The organism is Nocardia sp. NPDC052112, assembly GCF_040680135.1.
Classification (GTDB): domain Bacteria; phylum Actinomycetota; class Actinomycetes; order Mycobacteriales; family Mycobacteriaceae; genus Nocardia.
Window position 1 is genome coordinate 140,039 of the sequence record NZ_JBFAWD010000016.1, and the last position, 25,878, is coordinate 165,916.

General features: G+C 65.3%; 21 protein-coding genes and 2 pseudogenes. 8 read left to right on the plus strand and 15 right to left on the minus strand.

All coding sequences use genetic code 11. The features are described from left to right. The first annotated feature begins 144 nt into the window (after nucleotides 1-144). Together AB0L58_RS28225 and AB0L58_RS28230 are read left to right on the plus strand one after the other, a co-directional pair. Nucleotides 145-2,928, plus strand: coding sequence for an AAA family ATPase (locus tag AB0L58_RS28225; protein WP_364390972.1), 2,784 nt, complete (start codon nucleotides 145-147; stop codon nucleotides 2,926-2,928). 129 nt (nucleotides 2,929-3,057) lie between these two features. Then, a complete protein-coding gene (locus tag AB0L58_RS28230; RefSeq protein WP_364390974.1) occupies nucleotides 3,058-3,711 on the plus strand; it encodes a Uma2 family endonuclease in 654 nt (217 codons plus the stop codon). A gap of 97 nt (nucleotides 3,712-3,808) precedes the next feature. Here AB0L58_RS28230 and AB0L58_RS28235 read toward each other — a convergent pair whose 3' ends face one another. Genes AB0L58_RS28235 through rplN form a run of 4 tightly spaced genes read right to left on the minus strand, consistent with a single transcriptional unit; the run spans nucleotide 3,809 to nucleotide 5,251 of the window. Next, complete coding sequence (locus AB0L58_RS28235) at nucleotides 3,809-3,994, minus strand: type Z 30S ribosomal protein S14 (RefSeq protein WP_062983162.1); 186 nt, start codon at nucleotides 3,992-3,994, stop codon at nucleotides 3,809-3,811. 4 nt (nucleotides 3,995-3,998) lie between these two features. After that, nucleotides 3,999-4,562, minus strand: a complete 564-nt coding sequence (rplE, locus tag AB0L58_RS28240) for a 50S ribosomal protein L5 (protein WP_364390977.1) — start codon at nucleotides 4,560-4,562, stop codon at nucleotides 3,999-4,001. 1 nt (nucleotide 4,563) lies between these two features. Continuing rightward, complete coding sequence (rplX, locus tag AB0L58_RS28245) at nucleotides 4,564-4,881, minus strand: 50S ribosomal protein L24 (RefSeq protein ID WP_062983172.1); 318 nt, start codon at nucleotides 4,879-4,881, stop codon at nucleotides 4,564-4,566. A gap of 1 nt (nucleotide 4,882) precedes the next feature. Further along, the gene (gene rplN / locus AB0L58_RS28250) at nucleotides 4,883-5,251 is read right to left on the minus strand and encodes a 50S ribosomal protein L14 (protein WP_040686591.1); all 369 of its coding nucleotides are present in this window, start codon (nucleotides 5,249-5,251) and stop codon (nucleotides 4,883-4,885) included. 347 nt (nucleotides 5,252-5,598) lie between these two features. On the opposite strand from rplN, the gene AB0L58_RS28255 reads away from it, so the two are divergent. Both AB0L58_RS28255 and AB0L58_RS28260 read left to right on the plus strand, forming a co-directional pair. Further along, entirely contained in the window at nucleotides 5,599-7,644 is a 2,046-nt protein-coding gene (locus tag AB0L58_RS28255; RefSeq protein ID WP_364390979.1) for a M13 family metallopeptidase, read from the plus strand. Between the two features lie 97 nt (nucleotides 7,645-7,741). Then, on the plus strand, nucleotides 7,742-9,778 hold the full coding sequence (locus tag AB0L58_RS28260; RefSeq protein ID WP_364390981.1) for a M13 family metallopeptidase: 2,037 nt from the start codon (nucleotides 7,742-7,744) through the stop codon (nucleotides 9,776-9,778). A 42-nt stretch (nucleotides 9,779-9,820) separates the two neighbouring features. Here AB0L58_RS28260 and AB0L58_RS28265 read toward each other — a convergent pair whose 3' ends face one another. Both AB0L58_RS28265 and AB0L58_RS28270 read right to left on the minus strand, forming a co-directional pair. Then, complete coding sequence (locus AB0L58_RS28265; protein WP_364390983.1) at nucleotides 9,821-10,402, minus strand: Uma2 family endonuclease; 582 nt, start codon at nucleotides 10,400-10,402, stop codon at nucleotides 9,821-9,823. A gap of 178 nt (nucleotides 10,403-10,580) precedes the next feature. After that, the gene (locus AB0L58_RS28270; protein WP_364390985.1) at nucleotides 10,581-10,910 is read right to left on the minus strand and encodes a hypothetical protein; all 330 of its coding nucleotides are present in this window, start codon (nucleotides 10,908-10,910) and stop codon (nucleotides 10,581-10,583) included. Between the two features lie 272 nt (nucleotides 10,911-11,182). Between AB0L58_RS28270 and AB0L58_RS28275 the strand changes: the two genes are divergently transcribed. Then, nucleotides 11,183-12,166 (plus strand): ABC transporter substrate-binding protein, encoded by a 984-nt coding sequence (locus AB0L58_RS28275; RefSeq protein ID WP_364390987.1) that lies wholly within the window; start codon nucleotides 11,183-11,185, stop codon nucleotides 12,164-12,166. Here AB0L58_RS28275 and AB0L58_RS28280 read toward each other — a convergent pair. The 4 genes and pseudogenes from AB0L58_RS28280 to AB0L58_RS28295 all read right to left on the minus strand — a co-directional run bounded on the left by AB0L58_RS28280 (nucleotide 12,090) and on the right by AB0L58_RS28295 (nucleotide 15,391). Then, complete coding sequence (locus AB0L58_RS28280) at nucleotides 12,090-13,229, minus strand: MAB_1171c family putative transporter (RefSeq protein WP_364390989.1); 1,140 nt, start codon at nucleotides 13,227-13,229, stop codon at nucleotides 12,090-12,092. The genes AB0L58_RS28275 and AB0L58_RS28280 overlap by 77 nt on opposite strands. Before the next feature lie 44 nt (nucleotides 13,230-13,273). Next, nucleotides 13,274-13,696: pseudogene (locus tag AB0L58_RS28285) on the minus strand (MFS transporter); the annotation flags it as partial. Nucleotides 13,697-14,611: 915 nt separating this feature from the next. Continuing rightward, nucleotides 14,612-14,764, minus strand: a pseudogene (locus AB0L58_RS28290) (helix-turn-helix transcriptional regulator); the annotation flags it as partial. A gap of 198 nt (nucleotides 14,765-14,962) precedes the next feature. Further along, nucleotides 14,963-15,391, minus strand: coding sequence for an NUDIX hydrolase (locus tag AB0L58_RS28295; protein WP_364390991.1), 429 nt, complete (start codon nucleotides 15,389-15,391; stop codon nucleotides 14,963-14,965). A 99-nt stretch (nucleotides 15,392-15,490) separates the two neighbouring features. Between AB0L58_RS28295 and AB0L58_RS28300 the strand changes: the two genes are divergently transcribed. From AB0L58_RS28300 to AB0L58_RS28310, 3 genes are read left to right on the plus strand one after another with little or no spacing between them, the layout of a single operon-like run. Next, nucleotides 15,491-16,231, plus strand: a complete 741-nt coding sequence (locus tag AB0L58_RS28300; RefSeq protein WP_364390993.1) for a TauD/TfdA family dioxygenase — start codon at nucleotides 15,491-15,493, stop codon at nucleotides 16,229-16,231. Next, nucleotides 16,228-16,479, plus strand: coding sequence for a hypothetical protein (locus tag AB0L58_RS28305; protein ID WP_364390995.1), 252 nt, complete (start codon nucleotides 16,228-16,230; stop codon nucleotides 16,477-16,479). Before AB0L58_RS28300 ends, AB0L58_RS28305 begins: the two co-directional genes overlap by 4 nt. Beyond that, on the plus strand, nucleotides 16,476-16,667 hold the full coding sequence (locus AB0L58_RS28310; RefSeq protein WP_364390997.1) for a hypothetical protein: 192 nt from the start codon (nucleotides 16,476-16,478) through the stop codon (nucleotides 16,665-16,667). The genes AB0L58_RS28305 and AB0L58_RS28310 overlap by 4 nt, the downstream gene beginning before the upstream one ends. A gap of 146 nt (nucleotides 16,668-16,813) precedes the next feature. Here the strand turns inward: AB0L58_RS28310 and AB0L58_RS28315 are convergent, their stop codons facing one another. From AB0L58_RS28315 to AB0L58_RS28335, 5 genes are all read right to left on the minus strand, one after another. Then, nucleotides 16,814-18,583 carry an MFS transporter gene (locus tag AB0L58_RS28315; RefSeq protein WP_364390999.1) on the minus strand — a complete coding sequence of 590 codons (1,770 nt, stop codon included), beginning with the start codon at nucleotides 18,581-18,583 and terminating at the stop codon, nucleotides 16,814-16,816. An 84-nt stretch (nucleotides 18,584-18,667) separates the two neighbouring features. Next, on the minus strand, nucleotides 18,668-19,432 hold the full coding sequence (locus tag AB0L58_RS28320) for an ABC transporter permease (RefSeq protein WP_364391001.1): 765 nt from the start codon (nucleotides 19,430-19,432) through the stop codon (nucleotides 18,668-18,670). Next, nucleotides 19,429-20,202: an ABC transporter permease gene (locus tag AB0L58_RS28325; RefSeq protein ID WP_364391003.1), complete on the minus strand. Its 774-nt coding sequence runs from the start codon at nucleotides 20,200-20,202 to the stop codon at nucleotides 19,429-19,431. Before AB0L58_RS28325 ends, AB0L58_RS28320 begins: the two co-directional genes overlap by 4 nt. After that, nucleotides 20,199-21,158, minus strand: a complete 960-nt coding sequence (locus AB0L58_RS28330) for an ATP-binding cassette domain-containing protein (protein WP_364391005.1) — start codon at nucleotides 21,156-21,158, stop codon at nucleotides 20,199-20,201. The genes AB0L58_RS28325 and AB0L58_RS28330 overlap by 4 nt, the downstream gene beginning before the upstream one ends. Beyond that, complete coding sequence (locus tag AB0L58_RS28335; protein ID WP_364391007.1) at nucleotides 21,155-25,822, minus strand: amino acid adenylation domain-containing protein; 4,668 nt, start codon at nucleotides 25,820-25,822, stop codon at nucleotides 21,155-21,157. Before AB0L58_RS28335 ends, AB0L58_RS28330 begins: the two co-directional genes overlap by 4 nt. Nucleotides 25,823-25,878 lie beyond the last annotated feature (56 nt).

Consider the following 25,878-nt stretch of genomic DNA (forward strand, 5'->3'; position numbering starts at 1 on the left):
AGCTCTCGGTGCGAGGGCCGTCCACACGTCGATGCAACAGCGCATCAAGGACATGCGGACACAGAGGTGCCCAAGCAACCGCTCTAGTGTAGGCAAGGTCCCTACCAGGACAAAATCCGGGGTCCGCCCCTTACACTCACCCGCGTGCAGCATTCCCGCGCGACCGCTTTCGTTGGTCGCGATGCCGAAGTAGCGAGTCTGGCGGCACTCGGACGGCGCGCGGCGGCCGGTCACGGGTGCGCCGTTCTGGTCGAGGGCGAGCCCGGGATCGGCAAATCGGCACTGCTGGAGGCGGCGCGAAATCCCTTGGCGGCAACGGGCCTGCACATCCGTGTCGGCGCCGCCGCCGAGTCGCGGCAGGGCGTGCCGTTCGCCGGGGTGTGGTCCTGGCTGGACGACGCGGGCACGACCTCCGCACTCGACGCGCTGCGCAGCGGGGATCGGGTGGGCGATGTGGCGGCGACCCATGAACTCGCCATTGCCGAGGCGATTCTGGACCAGATCGATACCTGGTGCGCGGCGGGCCCGATTGCCCTGGTCATGGACGATGTGCACTGGGCGGATCGGTCGAGCGTGGCGCTGCTGCGCCGGCTGTGCATCCTCGCCGACGAGCTGCCCCTGCTGCTGGTGCTCGCGACCCGCCCACTGCCGCGCGCCCCGGCCTTCGCCGCGCTGTCGGCCGAACTGACGGCACGGCATGCCCCGGTGCTGCGGCTCGACGCCCTGCCCGCAACCGACGCCGCGAAACTGGTGCGTGAGCTGGTCGGTGCCGAACCGGGACCGCGGTTGTTGGCGAAGGTGGCCGAGGCCGGTGGGAATCCGCTGCATGTTTCGGAATTGGTGGCGGCCCTGGTGCGCGACTCGGCGATCAGGGTGATCGCCGACACCGCCGATCCGGCGGGCCCTGTTGTCGCGAACACGTCCACGTCATTGGCCGAGGCGATTACGCAGCGGCTGGACTTCCTGTCCCGTCCGACGCGCGATGTGCTGCCGATGGCCGCGGCCCTTGGTCCGACCATCGATGTCGCGGACTTGGCGGTAGTGCTGAAGATCCCGATTCTGGACGCTTGGAGCGCCGTCACCGAGGCGCTGGACAGCGGGCTGCTCACCCGCGTGGACTCCGAGCTGACGTTTCGGCACGACCTGATCCGGCGCGCGCTGGCCGATCGGCTGCCTGCTTCACTGCGGTCGGATCTGCTCCTGCGAGCCGGACAGGCACTGCAGTCGACCGATGCGCCGATCGAACGGGTTGCCTATTACCTGTCGGTCGCCGATCGCGAATTGGACAGGACCAGCCTCGACTGGCTGATCGGTGTCGCCGACAAGCTGATCGTTCGCGCGCCCGAACTGGCGAAACAGTTGTTGAGCCAGGTCGCCACCGATCCGGATCTGGATGCGGCAACGCGTTCGATTCTGATCCGACTGAGAATTCACGCTCTGCTCTGGGATGGGCACACCGCCGAAGCGGAATCGGTGGTACGTGAGGCGCTGCTCACCCAGTCGGAGGACGGCCTCGAATTGCGCTGGCTGCTCGCCCAGATCTATCAGGCCGGGGCCCGATTGGCCGATGCGGTCGCGGTGGCCGAGGAGGTGCTGTCCACCAGGGAGCTCGACGCGGAGAACGCCGCCCGATTTCTGGGCATGTCCGGACTCGGCAATTTCTTCCTCGAGCGGTTCGCGGCGGCCGAGCAGGCCGGTCACCTGGCCGTGTCGCTCGGTGAGAGCATCGGGAATCCGCTGGCCACCGGATACGGGCTCACGGCGGTCGGCGCGGTGCGCTATACCCGGGGCCATCTCGACGAAGCGCTGGACCTGAGCGCTCGGATCCCGGCCCTCTTCGAAGACGGGACCGGATCCGACCAATTCGATCCGTACGCGCTCTACGCCCACTGCTTGATCGAACTCGACCGGCTCGACGACGCCGAGGAGGTTCTGCGGACGGCCATCGGGCGCAACCGCCGGTTCCGCGGCGTCTATCTGTCCTCGAACCTGGTCGCCAAGGCGCGGATGTATCTGGTGGGCGGGCGCTGGGACGATGCGCTGGCCGAATGTGCGGCGAGCATGCAGACCCCCGATGTGCTCGGGTATGCGACCGTCGCGCACACCGTCGCGGCGCTCATCGGAATTCGCCGCGGCACCTTCCTGCCGGATCCGGACGGCCTGCCCGCGCCGGACGATCGACCGGGCAATATCGGCTACGCGCATTTCCAGCCATGGGTCAAGGCGCTGACCGCCGAGGCGCGCGGGCGCCCCGACCAGGCACTGGAACTACTCGTCGACACGCACAACCGACTTGCCGACGGATTGGCCTCGGCCACATTGCATTACATCTTCCCGGACATCGCGCGCCTGGCCGCGGATATCGGCGACGCGCACGCGGCCCGGTCGGTGGTTGCCAGCGCGGACCTTCTCCTGAGCCGGCAGCCGACCGCATCGCGAACCGGGACGGCCCAACTGTGCCGCGGCCTCGCCGACGCCGATCCCGACGGCCTCCTGGCGGCAGCACACGCCTTCCGACAATCCGGCCGCCCGCTGTTCGAGGCCCAGGCGCACGAAAACGCCGCCGTCCTACTCGCCGCGGCGGGCCGAATCCCCGAGTCCCGCACTGCATTGGACGCCGCGGTCGAACTGTATTCCGGCCTCGGCGCCTCCTGGGATTCCGCCCGCGCGGTGGCACGCGTGCGTCCCTACGGAATCCGCCGTGGCGTCCGCGGCCCCCGCAACCGCCCCAAAACCGGCTGGGCCGCCCTCACCGACACCGAACGCAAAGTCGCCACCCAGGTCGCCGACGGCTTGTCCAACACCGACATCGCAGCCCAAATGTTCTTGTCCCGCCGCACAATTCAATCCCACGTCTCGAATATCCTCGCGAAACTGGACCTCCGCTCCCGCCGCGAAATCGCCACCGCCATGCCCCAACCCCACTGAAAAGGTCCGCCTCGTCACGCAAACCTTCCGCACACCTCGCAGACCGACTCGCCACCCGAAACGCCGCGTCTCGAAAGCGAAGGTATGCGACAGCCCCGAGTGGTTGTCGGGCGATATTAGGATTGGGCCATGTCGGTTCCGCGCGTCGAACGACCCGACCTCCCTGAGTACATGACATGGGAGGAGCTCGAGCAGTTGCCTGAGGGGATCGCTGGGCAAATCGAACTATGGGAGGGACGGGTCGTGTGGCTTCGGCGCGGACCGGCCGAGCACCAGGCATTCACGTTTGCATTGACCAGCGCGCTCAAGCGATGCGCGCGGGCGGGGATGACGCAGCAGCCACAGGAGTGCTGGCGCGTGGACTTCGAAACCAACGTGTTCTTCGGTGAGACCGGCAAGTCCGACTTCGTCACACCCGATTTCCTCGCCTACCAGTGCCTCGATGCGCCCTACCAGGACATCCGAGCCAGGGACGTTCTCCTTGCCGGGGAGGTGCTGTCTCCGTCCAACACACAGACCGATATGGAAGCCAAGAAAGCTCGCTATGCGCGAGCTGGCATCCCGTCGTATTGGGAAGTCACCCTGGAACGTGAGAAGAGCGCGATCTCGGTGGTGCACGCCTACGTGTTGGAAACCACCCACGGTGAACTCCCCGCCGGTGTACACCCGCTCCACCCCGCCAACTACCTGCTGACCGGTTCGTGGGCGCCGAAGGACTCCGACGCGATCACCACGAACTTCCCATTCCCCATCCACATCCCCTGGTCCGAACTCGAATTCTGATCGGACGCAAGGAAATTCGATCAGCAAAGGGCACGGACTCGTCGGAGTCCGTGCCCTCGTTCGCTATTCGATTGGTGCGCTCAAAGAGAGCGCAAGCTCACCAAGAGCTCTTGTGCACACCCGGCAACTCGCCGCGGTGCGCCATTTCGCGCAGGCACACGCGGCACAGGCCGAACTTGCGGTAGACCGCGTGCGGCCGACCGCAGCGCTGGCAGCGGGTGTAGGCGCGAACGGCGAACTTCGGCTTGCTGTTGGCCTTGTTGACCAGTGCTTTCTTAGCCATGTGCTCAGTTCTCCTTGAACGGGAAGCCGAGGTGCTTGAGCAGGGCACGGCCTTCTTCGTTGTTGGTCGCGGTGGTGACCACGGTGATGTCCATACCGCGCGGGCGGTCGATGGAGTCCACATCGATCTCGTGGAACATCGACTGCTCGCTCAGGCCGAACGTGTAGTTGCCGTTGCCGTCGAACTGCTTCGGCGACAGGCCGCGGAAGTCGCGGATACGGGGCAGCGCGATGGAGACCAGGCGGTCCAGGAACTCCCACATGCGGTCGCCGCGCAGCGTCACCTTCGCGCCGATCGGCATGCCCTCACGCAGCTTGAACTGCGCGATCGACTTGGTGGCCTTGCGGATCTCGGGCTTCTGACCGGTGATCAGTTCCAGATCCCGGACCGCGCCGTTGATGAGCTTGGCGTCGCGCGCGGCGTCACCGACACCCATATTCACGACGACCTTGACCACGCCCGGAATCTGCATCACGTTGGCGTAGTCGAACTCGCTGTTCAGCGCGTCCTTGATCTCGGCGCGGTAGCGCGCCTTCAGGCGGGGCTGAATCTTCTCAGAGGTGGTCATGTCAGATGTCCTTCCCGTTCTTACGGGAGATCCGGACCCGCTTGCCGCTCTCCTCGTCCGTCCGGTAGCCGACGCGGGTCGGCTTGCCGTCGGAGTCGACGACCATCACGTTGGACACGTGGATCGGAGCTTCCTGGGTCACGATGCCGCCCGAGGAGGCACCACGCTGGTTGGTGGAGTTGGCAACGTGCTTCTTGATCCGGTTCACGCCCTCGACCAGGACCCGGTTCTCCTTCGGGTAGGCCTGGATGACCTTGCCCTTGGCACCCTTGTCCTTACCCGAGATGACGAGCACGGTATCGCCCTTGTGCACCTTCATGTCAGAGCACCTCCGGGGCCAGGGAAACGATCTTCATGAACTTCTTCTCGCGCAGCTCGCGGCCGACCGGGCCGAAGATGCGAGTGCCACGCGGGTCGTTGTCCGCCTTGATCAGCACGGCCGCGTTCTCGTCGAACTTGATGTACGAACCGTCCGGGCGACGACGCTCCTTGACGGTGCGCACGACGACGGCCTTGACGACCTCGCCCTTCTTGACGTTGCCGCCGGGGACAGCGTCCTTGACGGTGGCGACGATGATGTCGCCGATGCCGGCATAGCGACGCGACGAACCACCGAGAACGCGGATGCAGAGGATTTCCTTCGCACCCGTGTTGTCGGCGACGCGCAGTCGCGACTCCTGCTGAATCACTTCAGCCTCCTTGACCTGGATGTATACGCACGCCGGATTGCCGACCCGACGGGCATGGTCGTGTCACCACCCGAACGCGCGCCTACCAGCGGTTTTCTCGATCGGATGGATCAACCACTGGGGGTTCGTGGCCGGATTGCGGGCACAGCTCCCGCAGGCAACCGGCTCAGTGTAGGCGAATGCCCAGGTCGGTCCCAAATCGGGGCCCCGCCGGCACAGGCTGAACTTCCGCTGTGAAACCCGCGTGGATCAGTGCTCGCGGGCTGTCCCGTCACTACCCTCGGGACGAGCAAGATCACCCGATGAACTGCGCACATTCCACATCATCGCTGATATAGGGGGTTTCCTTGAGTTCGTCTGCGCGTTCTGCCCGGCTCGGTCGTCGCGCCTTCCTGATCGCACTGGGGCTGATTCCGGCCACCACAGCGCTGGTCTCCTGTAGTCGGGAACAGTCGGTGCAGCTCACCGGCGTCGATATGCGGGGCGAGGACCCGGCGATCCGGCCGCAGGACGATTTGTTCCGATACGTGAACGGCGGCTGGCTGCGCGATTTCCAGCTGCCGCCGGACAAGCCGTCCTACAGCACCTTCGACGAGGTCGGCGAACGGGTGGAACAGCAGCTGCGGGAGATCATCGATGGCATCCACGAGCCGAAGGCCGGGACCGCCGAACAACAGATCCGCGATCTCTACGACGCCCGGGTCGATCTGGCCGAAATCGAGCGGCTCGGCATGAACCCCTTGACGGATCTGTTCGCGGCGATCGAGGGCGCGGCGACCAAACCGGATCTGGCCAGGGTGATGGGCGGGCTGCCGATCGGCGGGCTCATCGGTTTGTCCGTCGCTGTCGATCAGAAGAACTCGGCCGAGTACGTCGCGAATATCTCCCAGTCCGGTATCGACCCGAATATGGGCGAGCAGTATTACCGCAAGCCCGAATACGCCGAGCAGCGTGCCGCGTATCAGACCTATCTGCAACGCGTCGCCGCGGGCGCGGGATTTCCCGACCCGGCGGGCACCGCCCAGCGAGTATTCGAACTGGAGACCAGGATCGGTGCCGCCTATTGGGACGACGTCCGGCTGCGCAATCCCGATGCCACCTACAACCCGATGAGCTGGACCCAATTGACCTCGCTCGCACCGCAATTCGACTGGGAGCCGTGGCTGGCGGGCACTACCGACCGATCGCACGCGCTGTTCGACCGCGTGGTGGTCGGCCAGCCGTCGTTCGTGACGGCGGCCGGAAAGCTGTGGGCGGAGGTCGATATCGCGGCTTGGCGGGAATATCTACGCCTGGCGGTAGTCAAACATTTCGCATCGCTGCTGCCCAGGGCCATTGCCGATGCCGAATTCGATTTCGTCGGCAAGGTGCTGCAAGGTCAGCGGGAACGTCCGGAGCTGTGGAAGGACGGCATCGCCACCGTCAATGCGAATCTGAGCCAGCAGCTCGGGAAACTCTATGTGGACAAACATTTTCCACCCGCGGCCAAAGAGCGCGCCTTGGCGATGGTCGCCGATCTCATGTCTGCCTATCGAGCCGACTTCACCGATTCGACCTGGATGTCGCCGCCGACCAGACAGGCCGCCATCGCCAAACTCGACAAGATCGTCACGAAGATCGGCTATCCGGACAAGTGGATCGATTACTCGGCGTTGATGATCACCCGCGGCAAGTTGATCGAATCCGTCCGTGCCGCCGAACTTTTCGAGACCGAGCGCCGTCTCGCACGGCTCGGCAACCCGGTCGACAAATCCGAATGGGCTATGCCACCGCAGATGGTGAACGCCATGTACGACCCGGCGGCCAATTCGATCTCGTTTCCGGCCGCCATTCTGCAGCCGCCGTTCTTCGACTCCGATGCCGCGGTCGCGGTCAATTACGGCGCGATCGGGGCGATCATCGGTCACGAGATCGGACATGGATTCGACGATCAGGGTTCGCGCTTCGACGGTGACGGCAATCTGCGCGACTGGTGGACGCCCGAGGACCGAGCCGCATTCGAAGTCAAGACCAAACAACTCATCGAGCAATACAACGCACTGGTCCCGACGGGTCTGGATCCGAGCAAGCACGTCGACGGCGCACTCACCGTCGGGGAGAATCTCGCGGATCTGCGTGGTCTCGGCATCGCGCTGGCCGCCCTCGGCATAGCCGACAAACGCGACGGCAAGGACAATCCGGACCACCGCACGATGTTCCTGTCCTGGGCCCGGATCTGGCGGGACAAATCGACCGAGGAGCACCTGGAATTACGACTGGCCATGGATCCGCATGCGCCCAACGAGTTTCGTTGCAATCAGGTGGTCCGCAATATCGACGAGTTCTACACCACCTTCGCCGTCGAACCGGGCGACAAGCTGTTCCTGCCCCAGGACCAGCGCGTCTCGCTCTGATCCGGCGGGCCGGCAACGCCGGCGACAGGTAGCCTCGGACCAGCACTATCGCGCCTGACGAGGATGCGGCGGGACCGCATCGGGAGAGGATTCCCTCGTGACATCAACCGGTCGTCCCGGTCAGCTGGACCGTCGTGCCTTCCTGATCGCGCTCGGGGTGGTGCCCGCGGCCCTCGCCCTGGTCTCCTGCTCGAAGGATGCGCGCTCGGTGCAGCTCACCGGGGTCGATATGGGCGGCGCGGACGAGGCGATCCGGCCGCAGGACGATCTGTACCGGCACGTCAACGGCAAGTGGCTGCGCGAGTACCAACTGCCGCCGGATAAGGCCGCGGTCGGCGCGATCAGCGATGCGAGCGACCGGACGCTGGATCAGCTGCGCGAGATCATCGAGGGCCTGGAGGATCCGAAGCCGGGTTCGGAGGCACAGCAGATTCGCGATCTCTACGACGCGCGGCTGGACGAGGCCGCCTTCGAAACGCTCGGCCTGACACCGCTGACCGACCTCTTCGCCAAGATCGATGGCGCGGCGACCAAACCGGATCTGGCCGAGGTGATGGCGCAACTGCCGATCGCCGGACTGATCGCTATCGGGATCGGTATCGATCGCAAGGACTCCAATGCCTACATCCCCACCATCAGCCAGTCGGGTATCGGGCTGAGCGAGCAGTACTACCGCAAGCCGGAATACGCCAAACAGCTCGGCGGGTACAAGACCTACCTCGAGAAAATGTCCGCGGGCGCCGGGTTCGCCGATCCGGCGGGTATCGCGCAGCGCATGCTCGATCTGGAGACCAAGATCGCGGCGGCGCATTGGGACAGCGTGCGCAATCGCGATACCGATGCCACCTACAACGTGATGAGCTGGCACGATCTGGTCGCGCTCGGACCACAATTCGATTGGGATTCGTGGATGGCGGGCAATACCGACCGGCCGCGCTCGCTGTTCGACAAGATCGTGGTCGCGCAGCCGTCATTCGTGACCGCGGCCGCGCAGCTGTGGGCCGATACCGATATCGCGCTGTGGCGGGAGTATCTGCGGGCCAACGTGGTCGCGGAGTACGCCCGGTTCCTGCCCAAGGCGATCCGCGACGCGCGGTTCGAATTCGTCGGAAAGGTGCTCAGCGGGCTCGAGGAGCGGCCGGAGACCTGGAAGTCCGGTGTCGGCGTCGTCAACGACAATCTCGGTGACCAGCTCGGCAAACTGTATGTCGAGAAGCACTTTCCGCCGTCCGCCAAGGATCGGGCCAAGGAGATGGTGGCCGACCTCATGGCCGCCTATCGGGAGAACTTCACCAATTCGACCTGGATGTCCAAGCCGACCAGGGATGCCTCGATCGTCAAGCTGGACAAGATCGAGGCCAGGATCGGATATCCGGATAAGTGGGACGACTACTCCGCGCTGACGATCACCCGGGGCAAGCTGATCGAATCCCTGCGCGCCGTCAACGCTTTCGAGTCCAAGAAGGCGTTCAACCGGCTCGGCACTCCGGTCGACAAGTCCGAGTGGGGCATGTCGCCGCAGACCGTCAATGCCTACTACTCATCGACCAACAACCAGATCACCTTCCCCGCCGCGTATCTGCAGCCGCCGTTCTTCGACAAGGACGCGACCACCGCGGTCAATTACGGCGCGGTCGGCGCGACCATCGGCCACGAAATCGGCCACGGCTTCGACGATCAGGGCCGCAAATACGACGCCAGCGGTAATCGCAGCGACTGGTGGACACCCGAGGACCTGACCGCATTCGAGGCGAAGACCAAGCAGCTGATCGAACAATTCGATGTGCTGGTCCCCGAGGGCCTCGATCCCGAATACCACGTCGACGGCGCACTCACCGTCGGCGAAAACCTCGCCGACCTGCGCGGCCTGCAGATCGCCGTCGAGGCCTACCGCATCGCCGCGAAACGCGAGGGCATCGACCCCGACTTCCAGCAGATGTTCTTCTCCTACGCCCGCAGCTGGCGCGAAAAGCAGACCGAGGAATCCACCATCAGCCTGCTCCAGGACGTGCACGCCCCCAACGAATTCCGCTGCAACCAGATCGTCCGCAATATCGCCCAGTTCTACAACACCTTCGGCCTCCGGGACGGCGACAAACTCTTCCTCCCCGAAAACCAGCGCATCACCCTCTGAACCCCGCCCAGCAGCAGCCCGGCCCACGCCGGGCTGCTTTCGTTACCGAACCAGGTCAGCGAAGCTGATCTCGCCCAGCACGACGTGCTCGAGCCGCACGAATCCGTCGCGGTGCAACCGGTGTAGGCGGTATTCGGCGGCGTGCGCGTCGAGTCGGAACTCACGGACCTCTTCGATGTCGTATTTGATATCGAGAGCTACGACCAGATAGAGCGGGATGCCTGCGCGGGCGTACTGCACCTTCTTGTCGAGCAGATCCTCGGCGGCGGTGGACGGCGAGGAAACCTCGATGACGATCAGGGCATCACCGGCCTCGGGTTTCGCACCGCGCTCCGGAAGGCACCGATAGACCGTGACATCCGGCCGCCGGAACGTGAATTTAGGCACTCGCCAGAGCACTACGTCGATATCGGTCTCGACCCGAATGCACGGCTCGGTGCTCGGCAGTTGCTCCATGGCACCGGCCAGCCTGCGTGCCACCCGATTGTGCTCTGGTACCGGCGACTCACAGACGATCACATGCCCGTGGACAACCTCGATCTCACGCGCTGTGTCCTCGGGCAGGAGTCGGTATTGCTCCTCGGTCATCTCGTGCGGCAGATGGCCGGACGGCTCGATCGTCATGACGGAAGCCTACCCATTCGCCATATCGAGAGCCCATGTCTGCGGCAGCTGATCGACCGTCGACCTACCTGCCGGTGCGGGTCGTCGGATGGATGTGAATAAGCCCGGCTGCTGTGCCGGGCTTATTCATACGGGAAGCGCTTCGAGGGGAATGGCTTGCGCCGCCGAGCGGCTGGGGTCAGAAGGCGCTGCCGGTTCCGGGCATGGGGAAATAGCCCGGCCAGCCCGGGGAGCCGAACCAGCCGCCGTAACCGGGTCCGCCGCGGTGACCCCAGCCACCATGGCCGCCCCAGCCGCCGCGGTGGCCCCAGCCACCACGGCCCCAGCCGCCGTGGCCGTGGATGTCGTCGGCCTGATCCACCAGCACGATGGCCGGGCCCTGGGTGTCGGTCGTTTCGGCGAGCGCCGGGCTTGCTACCGCCGCGATCGGGGCCAGGGCCAGCGCGGAGGTGATGGCGATGCGGGCAACCATGGGCCGGACGCGTCCGGCGGAACTCTTGTGATTCATCGGAACTAACCTCAATTCGGTATGCGTCAGTCGTGCGAAGACCCGCGTGCTCACGGGTTCGACGTCGATGCCTCCCGGACGAGAGGATCATTTATTGACGTCATTTAACGTACCGCTATATAGCGGTACGTTCAATAGGTTCACAACAGATGACATGACAGCAAGCAGCAAGCGGAGGTGGCGCTCGCATCAATGTAGGTTAGGCTGACCTATGCTGTTGCGGCTCGAAGGGAGCCGGGTCGGGGAATTCCTCGATGAAGGAGAGGGTGACGATGCAGTCTGTTCGGATGTCTCACGGCTGGCAGCGAGCGGCGGTTGCCGTGCTGGCCGGTGCGCTGACCCTGGGTATTACCGCCTGTGGATCGTCCAGCGATGATGCGGGATCCGACGGAGGCGCGCCCGTCACCATCACCCACGCGCGCGGCACGACAACCGTCCAGGGCACCCCGAAAAAGATTGTCACGCTGGGGAATCAGTGGCTGGATTCGACACTGGCGCTCGGCATGACCCCGGTCGGCTACGTCGACAATGTCGCCTCGATATCCAAGAGCACCCCGGCGTGGGAGCCGAAGTCGCTCGAATCGGCGAAATCCTTGAATACCACCGGCAATATCGCCGAGCAGGTCGCGGCGCTCGAGCCGGATCTGATTCTGGTGGACGGATTCCTGGCCGACCAGAAGACCTATGACGAGTTGTCCAAGGTCGCCCCGACGCTGCCCGCACTCACCTCCGCGTCGATCCAACCCTGGCAGGACCTGGTGACCACACTCGGCAAGGTGCTGCACAAGGAAGATGACGCGACCCGCGTGATCACCGATGTGGACAAGAAGGTGGAGTCCATCGGCCGGGCCAATCCGGGTCTGCGGGGCAAGACTTTCGCGAGCACCTGGTTGGCCAGCCCGGCCCAGCTGATGGTGCTGACCGATCCGAACGACGGATCGAGCAAGATCTTCACCCAGCTCGGACTGAGCATCCCGAAGAACCTCACCGATCAGCCGTCGAATCAGGGCCGGCTCGCGCTGTCGCCCGAGCGGGTCGATGAGCTCACCGCCGATCTGCTGCTCGCGGGCTACTCCCCCGGTATGGACGACAAGTATCGCCAGCTTCCCGGATACACCGATCTGCCCGCGGTGCGGAAGGGTGCGGTGGTCTTCCTCACGGTGCAGGAGATCAGCGCCGTCAACCAGCCGACCGCGCTGTCGGTGCCCTATCTGCTGAACAAGCTGGAGCCCGCCTTCGCCAACGCGGCGAAATAGGTTCAGCGCGACGGAGATTCGAGCCCGCGCGCACCAGCGCGCGGGCCTTCGGCCATTCCACGGCCAGGGCCAGCAGGTACCTGAGCTCATCGGTCCGGTCGCGTGGGTCGACCGGGGTGGCCCGACCGGAGGCCATCGCGGGCGCTTCGCCGGCGGCTTTGGCCTGCACGGCCCGCGCGATACCGCGCGCGTATTCGCGGATATCGGTGTGCGCCTCGACATCCGGCACGTACGGCCGCAATCGCACCAGGGCATCCCGGATTTCGACCGTCATCCGATAGAGCCGCGACGCGGAACCACCGCTCGGCCGCGCCAGCACCACCTCGGGTACGGCATCGGTGAGCGCCAGCCACAGCGGACGCAGGCGGCGACAGCAGCGCCCGGCCCGGTCCAACTCCGTCCGAGCCAGCACCGCATACCACAGCGGGATCGCGATCAGGGCCGTGAGCAGCACCAACGTCGCGTATGCTCCGATCACCCATGGCAGGCCCGGCTCATCGGGTCGGGTGCCGTTGGCCGTGCGCACCAGCGAGACCATCGTCGATACCGCGGCATAACCACCGACGAACAGCAGTGCGCCGTAGGTGAGCCGTTCCTTCGCGGCGATCCCGGCGGTACGCAATTCCCGCAGGCAGGCCCGCGTTATGTGCAGGCCCGACCAAGCGGTCGGCACCGTGGTCAGCGACCAGACGGTCGGCCCCCAATCCGTGCGCGCGGCCATAATGCCCACCAGCACAACACATCCGGCCGCCACGGCCATTCCGTCGTAGATGCGCTGCCGTCGCACCGCGGTCCGCGGGTCGCCGCCGTCGAGCGAACGCGCGAACCCGAAGACATTCGCCACCGCGAACGCACCGAAGATCGTGAACAGATCGAACGCGAGATCGGCGGCACCCAGTCGGCCGACGCATACGAACAAGACCAGACCGACCAGATCCCAGGCCAGCGCGCGATTGACGAGCCGGTCACCGAGGGTTTCGGCGACCAGAAACCATCGGCCGATGGTGATCGCGGCGACGAATCCGAGGATCACCACCATCGGCACGACCGGCAGCGAGTTCATGGCCCAGACAGTAGAGTCCGAGCGTCGCACGCACCAGCCGTGGTTCAGCGCGCGGCGACGAGTTCGTCGGCCTCGGCGAGTTCGGCCAGTTCCTCCTCGACGTACTTATCACCCGCGAAGTACGAAGCCGCGGCCGCGAGGAACATCATCAGGGCGGCACAGACGAACACCACGATCAGACCCGAATGGAACGGTCCGGTGAGCAGATGCGGGAAGAACTCCTGACCGGTGAGGGTATCCGCATTGACACCCGGCTTGGCCAATTCACCACTGGGGCCGAGCAATTCCTGGATCGGGTTGTAACCGAGGAACGCGGCGAACATACTCGCCACCGGCGGCAGATCGGCAAGCTGCGACGCCGCGCCCGCGGACACACCCTGGGCCCGCAGACCGCTGTCGAGCGCCGAGGGCAAGCTGGCAGCCAGACCGACGACCATGAGCGAGAAGAAGATCCCCACTTACAGGTTGCGGCGGGGTGCCAGCAGGGAACGGATGCGTTGCAGGGCTCCGCGTGCCTCGGCCGTCAGCTCATGCATACCTGTCTTGACGGTGGCCCTGATGGTCCGCTGAATCTGGTGCGGTAGTCGGTGGTGTTCGGCAGATTCGATGGCGGTTCTGAACGCGTTCGTTGCAGTGTCGCGCTCACGGATCGCGGCGAATACTTCGCCCGAGGTCACGCGCTCGATAATCCTCCACTGTGGCGCGGAAGGGGTCCCGACAGCGACCTTTGCGAGTCGGCCGGCATCGGCTGGTCGGCCCGTTCCGAGTAATCCTCGAATCTCGATTTCACGCAGCGTGAATGGCTGGAACAGTAAGCCACTGTGCGCATTTCGCTCCAGCAGATGTCGGTATCGCTGTAGCGCGATATCGAATTGTTCGCCGTGACCGAGCTCGCCTGTCGCGCGGCAGAGAAACGCGAGCGCACTGCCTTGGTCGGCCGGATTGGTGGCCAGCGACAACGACTGTTCCAGCCGCGCAACACCCGCGGCGACATGGCCAGCCTTGCGAAGCTCGTTGCCATGCATTCGGAGCGTGTGCGCGTAGAACGCAGGGGCGTCGAGATGTGCGGCTATCTTGACCGCCTGCCCGGTCCATCGGGCGGCCGACGACAGGCGTTCCTCGGGTAGCACTGTCCCGAGCGAGACGCCGAGTGCCACCCGAGCTTGCGCGAGCAAGATCAAGCTATCTCGCTCCATGTGGCCCTCGGCTGCCCTCGCTTCCAATCGGGCTACCAGTGGCCAAAGTTCATTGACGGCTTCGACGGCATGGCCGGACTGGCGCGCTATCTCTGCGAGTCGGACTGTGCTGTCGCCGAATTGGAGCATGGCGCGATACTCGGCGTCATCTACTCCGGTGATGCCGAGGACATGAGGAGGCAGGCCCAATCGGGCGGCGATATGACGGCGTGATGCGACATCGCTTATTGCTCGCCGCCCGGTTTCGATCATCGACACATAGGACTTGTCGTAGCCGAGCAGCTCGCCCAGTGCGATTTGATTTAGCCCGTTTATCCGGCGGTAGGTGCGGAGAATCATCGGTAGATCGCGGGTCGCTATCGCGGTGGCAGCTTCCGGGGCGGCCCACAACCAGATGGCGGAGACGATCGGCGCAGCGCGGATCGGTGGCGGACTCGGCCGGGTATTCGCCGCGCAGGTGGGGCACACGGGCTCGGTCGCGTAGCGGCCGATGGTGACGCCGCATGCCTGACACCTGCCCCCGTCCACGGTGTCCTCCTACACGCTCTCGGCTGCCCGGAGTTGCGCGAACCACGTCATGATGGACCGCTTATAGCCATCGGGCATGTTCAAAACGGCGATCTCGTTCTCCCGGAACAATCCGACTTCCTCGTGCTCATGTGACAGCACCGGCTCGGCGTCGGTGTCCGGGTAGCACCCGTAGGTCACGATGAACACGTGACGCTCAACCTCGTTGATGTAATAGACCCACGAGTCGAGGATCGGACCGGTGGTTACCGGCCACTGTGTTTCCTCCGTAATCTCGCGCGCTACACATTCCTCGGGGGTCTCAGTGGGTTCGATTCTGCCGCCCGGCAATTCCCACTCTTCGCGCTCGTTCTTCAGCAGGAGCACCTGACCGTCACGAACGACAACGCCTTTGATCGATATCGAGTACATGTGCGGTACGTAACCGGAGGCCGTCATGTCCAGGACGCTAGCACCGGCATGAGCACGGGGCGGCCGGTTGCACAGTGACAGTCTGTCAGTGGACGGACCCGCACCGCCAGACGCACCGTTGGTTGCATGTTCGTGGACTTACCGCAGGAGTGGGCAGCAGGGGTAGCCGCAAAGCTAGTTGCGGATGGGTTTGCCCGGTTCGACGGAATTATGAAACGGGCGCAGCTGGTCGCCCTGGGGGCGTCTCTCGGCCGCACTGTCCCGCACCGGGACAGCGAGCCGGACGGCGTGACCACGCTGAGGCATCGCGGTGGGCTCGCGGGCCGTATCGGATTCGAGGGCTTCGGGAATGGTCCGCTACCGCCGCACACGGACCGATCGGGCACACCGGACCCACCCGCGCTGCTAATAGTGGTGTGCGGCCGCAAGGGCAAGGGCGGCGAGTGCATCGCCATCGACGGTCAACGCGTGTACGCCGATCTGATCCTCACCAATCCCGAAGCTGCACAGGTACTTTCGCAGCCGAGAACGGTACTGTTCGGCGGTGCATCGGGGTATCTGAGCTCGATATTCGAGCACACGCCGGACCGACGGATTCGGATTCGGTATCGCAGTGACGAGTTAGCGAAGTTCTCGCCTGACATCGTGCGATGGTTGGCCGCGCTGACCGATGCCGTGGAGCGCCGCACGATCCAGTTCGAGTTGGAACCTGGGCAGGGTTATGTGCTGCACAACCATCGCTGGTTGCACGGACGTACAGAATTCACCGGCGACAGGGTGATGTACAGGCTCAGCGTGAACCCGCACGCGGAGTTCGCGATTCCATCTGGTTTCGAGGCACCGAATACTGCGGGAGTGAAGCCATGAACGTCGATTACGACACCGTCCGGGTGACCGTCCGCTTCGAGAACGGCTCGGACGATCCGAACGACTACCCGTACTACGACCACTGCGGATTCGAGCCTCGCTCGCTCACGGCCGAGCAGGCGCACCGGTTATTGCAGATCCACTTGCACAACGATTCCGTCCAATGCAAGCAGCGACAGGCAGCGCTCAGCACGCTGGAAGCTGCCGGGTGCTTGCACCGCGCATCCCGGTCGGCGGCCACATCATGAACGAGGAGATGAAGCGGCTCCCATGGCGTAGCAAGCTCAACTCACAGCAACTCGCCGAAGTCGAGTCGATCCTTCGGGAGGCAAGCCGGGCGGATCTGGATACGCTGGCGCGCATCGCTACCGAGCTACGCCAGCAGTCGGGCCAACCGCGCATGCAAGCCGAGATCGACGGGGTGGTCGCTCGGTAGGGCGGCACACCCAGAACGGCGGAGAAGACGCGAGATACGGCCGAGCGACGCGGTCGAGGAACCGGGCGCCTGACAACGGTCGACTCGGATACGCGCGAAACGGCCGCAGACAGTAGAGTCCGAGCGTCGCACGCACCAGCCGTGGTTCAGCGTGCGGCGACGAGTTCGTCGGCCTCGGCGAGTTCGGCCAGTTCCTCCTCGACGTACTTATCACCCGCGAAGTACGAAGCCGCGGCCGCCAGGAACATCATCAGGGCGGCACAGACGAACACCACGATCAGACCCGAATGGAACGGTCCGGTGAGCAGATGCGGGAAGAACTCCTGACCGGTGAGGGTATCCGCATTGACACCCGGCTTGGCCAATTCACCACTGGGGCCGAGCAATTCCTGGATCGGGTTGTAACCGAGGAACGCGGCGAACATACTCGCCACAGGCGGCAGATCGGCAAGCTGCGACGCCGCGCCCGCGGACACACCCTGGGCCCGCAGACCGCTGTCGAGCGCCGAGGGCAAGCTGGCAGCCAGACCGACGACCATGAGCGAGAAGAAGATCCCCATCGACAGCGCATTGCCGCCGTTGAACAGGGTGCCGCGCATACCCGAGGCCGCACCACGCTGAGACGCGGGCACACTCGACATGATGGCAGCGGTGTTCGGCGAGAAGAACAGGCCACAGCCGATGCCGTTGAGCAGCACGATCGCGGCGAACACCCAGTAGTTGAAGTCGACCGGGATGACCAGCAACAGCAGGAAGGTGAGCCCGGCCAGCGTCGCGCCACCGGTGGTGAACCGCCGCGAACCGTAGCGGTCGGACAGCCAGCCCGAAACCGGTCCGGCGGCAAGGAATCCCACGGTCAACGGCAACAGGTAGATACCGGCCCACAGCGGCGTCGATTCGTAGTCGTAGCCGTGCAGCGGCAGCCAGATGCCCTGCAACCAGATGATCAGCATGAACTGCAGGCCGCCGCGGCCGATCGAGACCATCAGATTGGCGAAATTGCCGAGGCCGAAAGCGCGGTTGCGGAACAGCGACAGATGGAACATCGGCTCGGCGACCTTGGTCTCCACCACGCAGAACACCGCGAGCAGGGCGATGCCGCCGAGTACCGCGCCGAGCACCCAGGGATTGGACCAGCCGGTGGGATGGCCGCCGTAGGGCTGAATGCCGTACGTGATGCCGGTGAGCAGTGCGGTCAGACCGAGGCCGAAGGTGATGGTGCCCACCCAGTCGACCTTGCCCTTGGTGCGCGTGCCCACCTCGTGTAGCGAGCGGTAGGACCAGATCGAGCCGATCACGGCGATCGGCACGCTGACCCAGAACACCGCACGCCAATCCCATTCGGATAGCACGCCACCGATGATCAGGCCGAAGAAGGAGCCCGCGACCGCGGCGACCATATTGATGCCGAGGGCGGTACCACGCTGTTTGGCCGGGAAGGCGTCGGTCAGGATGGCGGTCGAATTGGCCGTCAGCATGGCGCCGCCGATGCCCTGCAGGACCCGCCAGACGATGATCCACATCGCACCCGAACCACCGTGGCACGGATCGAAGGACAGCGCGATGGAAGTCACCGCGAAGACCGCGAATCCCAGGTTGTAGATCTTGACGCGGCCGAAGATATCGCCGAGCCGCCCGAACATCACCACGAGTACCGCGGTGACGAGCAGATAGCCCATCAGCATCCACAGCAGATAGCCGACATTGCCCGCTTCCAGCGGGTTCAGTCCGATACCCCGGAAGATCGCGGGCAGCGAGATCAGCACGATCGACGCGTTGACCGCGCTGAGCAGCACACCGAGGGTGGTGTTGGTCAGGACGATCCACTTGTAGTGCGGGTGATCCCGGTCGTAGCGCAGGCGACGGCGAATGGTCTGAACATCACCCAGATCGAGATCGGCGGATGGAATCGTCACGGCAGCCCCTTGCTTATTGTTACCTCAGGAAACTATATAGTTAGCTGATGTAACTATCAAACCGAGGTCCACTCGGTAGACTTCTCAGCCCTCCGCGGCCTTGCGGTAGCCGCGCACCGCGAAGGCGCCGAAGACCAGGGCGAGTCCAACGGACCAGGCGATGGTCTGCAGCAGCGGGGTGGCGACCGGACCACCGATCGTGCAGCCACGCATTGCCTCGATGGCACAGCTCATCGGCTGGACCCGCACCACCGGCTGCAGCCAGCCCGGGTAGTTCTGCACCGGCACGAATCCGGAATTGAAGAACATCCCGAGCAGTACGAGTGCCGAAAACAACTGCACGACCTTGTCGCCCGCCTTGCTGACCCCGACCGTGATCACCATGGTGGCGAAGCCGGGAATCAGCAGCACCGGAACGGCAAGCGCGCCGAGCACCCCCGGCCAGCCCTGTTCGAAGCGCAAGCCGAGCGCGACACCGAGCGCGACCACGATGATCGTCGCGATCAGTGTGCGTCCGCATTCGGCGACGAGTCTGCCGATCAGTCCGGCCGCGCGGTGCACCGGCAGCACCCAGATGCGCCGCAGCAGACCGCTTTCCCGCTCCGCGTAGAGCGAAAGGCCGGTGCCCATGGCGCCGTACATCGCGCCGGTGACCGCGATCATCGGGACGAAACCGTAGATGGCGTCCACACCCGAGGATGCGCTGAGGAATTTGTGGAGCACCAGTTGGTACATCAACAACAGCAGCACCGGCAGGATCAGGGTGGAGGTCAGCACCTCCTGCTCGCGCGGCCAGCGCCGCAGCAGTCGGCCCGTTTCGACCAAGCTCTGGTCGATCAGTGTTCTCACGGCCGCCGCCTTTCCACCAAGACCGAGATCGCGGTGAATGCCGCGATCAGACCGAGAATCCAGACCACCGCCACGGCGACCGCCGAGGTGAATTCCCCATCGGCGAGAGCGCGCAGGGCAGCCGCGACCTGGGATACCGGCTGATTGCGGACGAAGGGCTGGATCCAGCCCGGAAAGCCCTCGGCCGGAACGAAACCCGTGGACATCATGATGAGCAGCAGTTGCGGTGCCAGCAGGGCCGATGCGCCGATTTCCGGCTTTCCGGTGGCGACGCCGAGAGTGTCGGCGCCGATCACCAGTGCCACCGCGAAAACCAGCGACAGTGCGATGAAGGCGAGGGCCGCTGCCCCACTGTGGAATCGGAACCCGAAGGCCGTGCCGATCACCAACGCTCCGGCGAGTCCAGCCAGCGCGCGGACCAAATTGGCCGACATCCGGGCGGCCAGCGGAACCCAGGATTTGACCGGCATGGATCGCATGCGGGTTCCCATGCCGCTGAAGGTGTCTCGGGCCGCGCGATCGCCCGCCGACATGGCGGTGAAGAACATGCCCTGCAGCACGATGACCGGCAGCAGATACTGGGCGTAGTCGGCTCCGGTCTGCTCCATCGACTTGCGCAGCGGGACATAGAAACAGATGAAGAAGATCATCGGCGCGACGAAGCCGAAGGGCAGATCACCCTCGCGGACCGCCGCGCGCACGGTGCGGCCACTCAGCGCGGTCCATTGCATGCCGGCAGGAATCGTTGTCGCCGTGGCTGATTCGGTCATGCGGTGGTCACCAGGCCGGATCCGTCGGTGGTGAGCTTGATGAAGACCTCGTCGAGTGACGGTCTGCGCAGAGCGATATCGATGAGTTCGATATCGGCATCGGTAATTCGGCGCAGCGCTTCGGCCAGTGTGGCGGCACCATCGGGAGCCGGAAGCGCGACCCGGTCCGCGGATTCGGCGACGGTCACCGTGCCGAGGCCGTCCAACGCGGTGACCACGGCGGGCACGTCACCCGCATCGACCGGAACGACCTCGCAGTAGCTCGAACCCGATCGGGCCTTGAGTTCGTCCGCGGAGCCCTCGGCGATCACGCGGCCCTTATCGATGACGATGATGTTGTCGCTCAATGCATCCGCCTCCTCGAGGTACTGCGTGGTGAGCAGGATCGTCACCCCCCGGTCCTTGAGTGAACGCACCAGCGACCAGACGCCCTGTCTGCTCACCGGATCCAAGCCGGTGGTTGGTTCGTCGAGGAAGACGACCTTGGGCGGGCGCACCAGGCCGCAGGCGATATCGATGCGTCTGCGCATACCGCCGGAGTAGCCGCCGACGCGGCGATCGGCCGCCTCGGTGAGATCGAACTGTTCGAGCAGTTCGGTGGCGCGGATTTTGGCCTGCTTCGGCCGCAGACCCATCAGGCGGCCGAACAGGACGAGGTTCTCCCGGCCGGTCAGCACCTCGTCGAGCGCCGCGTATTGGCCGGTGAGCATGATGGATGCCCGCACGGCCGCGGCCTCGCGCACGACATCGTGCCCCGCGACCAGGGCACGGCCCGCGTCGGGCTTGGTGAGCGTGGACAGAATGGAGACCGTGGTGGTCTTGCCCGCGCCGTTCGGGCCGAGTACGCCGAGCACACTTCCGGCGGGTGCCGAGAAGGTCAGGCCGCGCACGGCGTGGACGTCGCCGAAGGACTTGCGGACGTCCTCGACCACGATGGCGTTTTCGATCGCGTTCATCGTTCTCCCGGAGTTGCGCTTGGTATGGCGGCGGCCACTGCGGTGATGCAGCGCTGCCAGCTGGTGGCGAATCGGTCGATCTCGGTGCTGTCGAAAAGTGCTTCGCTCCAGCGGAACAGGGTGGCCAGCTGAGGTCCGTCGGCGCCGGGGTAGACGGCGACGACGAGGTCGAGTGCGTAGCGCAGCGGCATATCCGGTTCGGGGGCGACCGGAAGCCGCTGGTGCAGGACGAGATCGGAGATCGGGGTCCATGGACCCGAGGTGCCCGCGGTGAGGTCCATACGGCCCAGATAGTCGAGCATCACTTGGGGATCGGCCTGCGGCTCGGTGTTGCCGTAACGGACCAGGCCGTAGTCCAAACCCTTATTGGGAACGCTGTCCAACTGAGCCGCGACCGTCTTCAGCAGGCTTGCCGCTTCGGCCGGATCGGATTCGGCTCGGATGACATCGAGTGCGGAGCCCGCGCCGACCCGCACTGGATACACCGTCGTGAACCAGCCGACGGTGCGCGAGGTATCGGCATCGCCGACGGTGTCATCTTCGCGGCCGTGGCCCTCGAGGGCGACCAGTGCGCCGGTGGAGCCGTCCTGGTCGCGTTCGGCTCGCCAGGTCGTCAGCGCGATTGTCAGTGCGGTGAGCAGCAATTCGCGCATGTCGAAGTCGGTGCCGAGGCCGTCGAGGATGCGGCCGGTGGTGACGGTCGATGTGAACGAGGGCGTGAGGCGGTAGGAGGACCAGGTGTCGCGGGTCGGATCCGGGTGGCGCAGTCCGAGTTCCGGATCGGGACCGGTCAGTTGCGCTGTCCAGAAGTCGCGTTGGGCGAGCACTTCCGGTGCGGTCCGGCGTTGATCCAGTAGCTGTGCCCAGCTGCGATACCCGGTGAATTCCGCTGCGACAGTGGGGTTTTGCCCTTCGGTCAGTTGGGCCCATGCGTCGGCCAGATCGGCAAGGATGATGTGCCAGGAGACGGGGTCCACCGCCAGGTGGTGGATCGACAGCAGCAGCACATCGGGACCCGCGAAGCGGACGGCCTGGATCAAGGTGCCCGTCTTCGGGTCGATGCGATCGATCGCCGCTCGCGCCTGCTGCTCGAGTACGGCGTCGAAGTCATCGGCTACCCGGACTTCGTGTAGGACGTCGGCGGCGCGCACGCTACCCGGAGCTCTGGTTTCGAAGCTGTGCCCGTCGCCGGTCGTCGACAGTCGGCCGCGCAGCATGTCGTGACCGTCGATGAGGGCCTGCAGCACCGCTTCCAGCCGTGCCCGATCCATCTCGGCGGGCAGCGCTATCAGCGTCGAGAGTGCGAGTCTGCGGAAGTTGCCGTACTCGTACATCCAGGACATGATCGGCGTCGGGAGTACCGCGCCGATCTCGGCCGGGGCGTGCTCCTGTGGTGCCGCACGGGAATCGATGGCGGCGGCCAGATCGCGGACGGTCGGGGTGGTCATGACCATGGCCGGGCTGACCGAAAGTCCGGCTCGTCGGACCGCGTTCACCAGGGATATGGCGACAATGCTGTCCATGCCGAGCTCGATGAAGTCGTCATCGATGCCCGGTGTCATCCCGCCCAGCGCCTCGGCGAGTGCGCGGCACAGCGTCCGCTCGGTCTCGGTGTTGGGCAGGGTGCGCTGGCCGGAACCCCGCAGGGCTGCCGAACCCAGGACGTGCAGGGCACTAACATCGAGTTTGCCATTGGGCGTGACCGGTAGCTCGGGCAGCGAAATAACCCGCGCCGGAACCATATACGCAGGCAGGCGCTCCGCAAGTCCGGCACGCAAGGCGCCCGTATCGGCTTGTGCGCTGACCGCGAAGGCGACCAGGCTCGGACCGCTCGACCGTTGCACGACCAGGACCGCACCCGCACGCACCTGCGGCAGTTGCAGCAGAGCCGTTTCGATATCGCCGATTTCGATCCGGTAGCCGCGAATTTTGACCTGGTCGTCGGCACGACCGAGATAGGCGAGATCGCCGTTCGGCAACTGCCGCACCAGATCACCTGTGCGATACATGCGCGCGCCGGGCCGGAAGGCGTCGGCGACAAAACGATCCGCGGTAATGGCGGCCTTGCCGACGTAGCCGCGCGTCACCTGGGCGCCGGACAGGTACAGCTCACCCACGACGCCACGCGGCACCGGCCCCAGCATCGCGTCGAGGACGTAGGCGGACATGCGATCCACCGGTCCACCGATGGTGGGCCGGGCATGGCCCGGCTCGTTGCGACCGGTATTCACCGTCGCGACCACCGCCTCGACCGTGGTCTCGGTCGGGCCGTAGCAGTTGTACACCGCGGTGCCCGGCAGCCCGCGCAGCCGCTCCCACATGGGCGCGCCGATGGCCTCGCCGCCGAGTGCGAGCACGGTCAGCCGCTCACCGTCCACCAGACCGGCGGCGCAGAGCTGGGTGAACATGGACGGCGAGGTGTCGATCATATCGATCTCGTGGCGGACGATGCCGTCGACGAGGCCCTGCGCATCGCGCATTTCGGTCTCGTCGAACAGGTGCACGGCGTGACCGTCGAATAGACCGATCATGGGCTGCCAGGAGGCGTCGAAGCTCAGCGACCAGGCATGGGCGATGCGCAGTCGGCGGCCGAGCCTGGCCACCGCCGGGGCATACACCCGGTCGCGGTGATCGACGAAGTAGCTGGTCAGAGCGGCGTGGGTGCCGATGACCCCCTTGGGTTCGCCGGTCGAGCCGGAGGTGAAGATGAGGTAGGCGGCGGTCTGGGAGTGGACCGGGCGATAGGGCGCGACAACCTGGTGTGCGATTCCCTCCGCTACGGCGGGATCGTCGAGTACGAAGACCGGGCGTGTTATGTCGCCCAGCAGATGTGCGGAATTCGCCACTGTCAGCACCAGTTTCGGATCCGCTTGGCGCAGGATGGCATCGATGCGGGCGGCGGGTGCCGAGATATCCACCGGCACATAGGCTCCGCCTGCTTCCAGCACGGCGAGGATGGCGATGATCGACCGGGCCGATCGCGGCAGCGCAAGGGCGACAACGGCTTCCGGACCGATACCGTTGACGATCAGCTCACTCGCCAGTTGTCCTGCGGCTGTGCGCAATTCACGGTAGGTGTAGCACTGTGCACCGGTGCTCAGTGCGATCGCGTCCGGAGTGCGGGCGACCTGGTTCAGGAAGAGCTCATAGGCCGTGCCCTTCGCGGAGGCGTCGGCCTGCCTCGCAACGACAACCTGCTCATCGGCCAGCAGCAGGTCCAACGCATCCGGACGCGAGTCGCCATGATCGGGCAGTTGACGCAGCACCGACAGGATTCGCTGGCCGATATCACCGACCGGAAAGTGCGGCAGTGCTTCGGCAATCGCCTCCAGCATGACGACGAGCGTGTCGTCGTTCAGATAGGACACCACCGAAAGCGGGTAGTGCACCAGACTTTCCATGGCCACCGGCAGGAATCGGGTGCCGCTCGCGGTGACGATCGGATCGGTGGCCGCGCCGATGGGCGCGTTCTCGAAGACGAACAGCACATCGAAGAGCGCACCGTACCCGACCGCGCGCTGAATGGTCGACAGGCTCACATATCCCGCATCCCGCATGGCCGCCGATTCGCGCTGCAGTTGCGCACACTGCTCGGCGATGGTGCGGGTCCGGTCGATGAGGACGCGCGCGGGCACCGTATTTATGAACAGCCCGATCATCGTCTCGACGCCGGGCAGCGCATCCGGGCGGCCGGAAATGGTGGTACCGAACACGACATCGCGTCGGTCGGTGAGCCTGCCGAGTACGACGGCCCAAGCGAATTGAACCACCGTGCTCATCGTCAGACCGTTCGTCCGTGCCCATTGCACCAACCGCGCGGTTTCGGCGTTGTCCAAACTGAATCGGCTGCGGCGTGGGATCGCCGCGCCTACCTCGGTGGCCGTACCGCCGGCCAGCATGAGCGGACCGCTCAGCGGCGCGAGGTATTCGGTCCAACTGCGCGTAATGGCAGCGGCATCCTGCGCGGCGAGCCAGCCGATGTAATCACGGTACGGCCGGGCCGGTGGCAGCGAATCCGTCTGTCCCCCGGCCTCGTACACCGAGATCAGCTCGCGGAAGAACACCGCGACCGCCCAGCCGTCCATCAGGATGTGATGCGCGGTCACGATCATCCTGTGTTTACCGACTCCGCGAGCTCCGTCGGCTGCCATCCCCCTGTGCCGACCCACCCCGCCGACTCCGCGAGCTCCGTCGGCTGCCATCCCCCTGTGCCGACCCACCCCGCCGACTCCGCAAGCTCCGTCGGCTGCCATCCCCCCGTGCCGCGCGTCGGGCAGGGTGACCAGCGTAATGCGCAGGGCCGGACCGCGACCGAGATCGAACCGCTGCTGCCGGTCGGCCTCGGCGATGACATCGAATTCCGCGGGCAGCGCCGAGATTTCGAACCAGGGCAGATCCACCCAGGTCGGCACGATCTGCACCGGCTTGGGTAGATCCTTATCCCAGAACGCGGCCCGCAGATTGGCATGCCGCTCCAGGATCGCCTCGGCGCTGCGGCGCAGCATCGGCACGTCGATCGGACCGCCGATATCGATGACGAACTGCATCGTGTACAGATCGACCCCGTCGGCGGCCAACCGCGCCAACGAGAACAGCCCCTCCTGCAGCGGGCTCAACGCCAGCACATCCTCGATTTCGGCCGGGACACTCCGGTCGATAGTCATCGCAACGCCTTTCGACCGATGGTCATCGCATCGCCGCTCATCCGGCCCGCCACTCG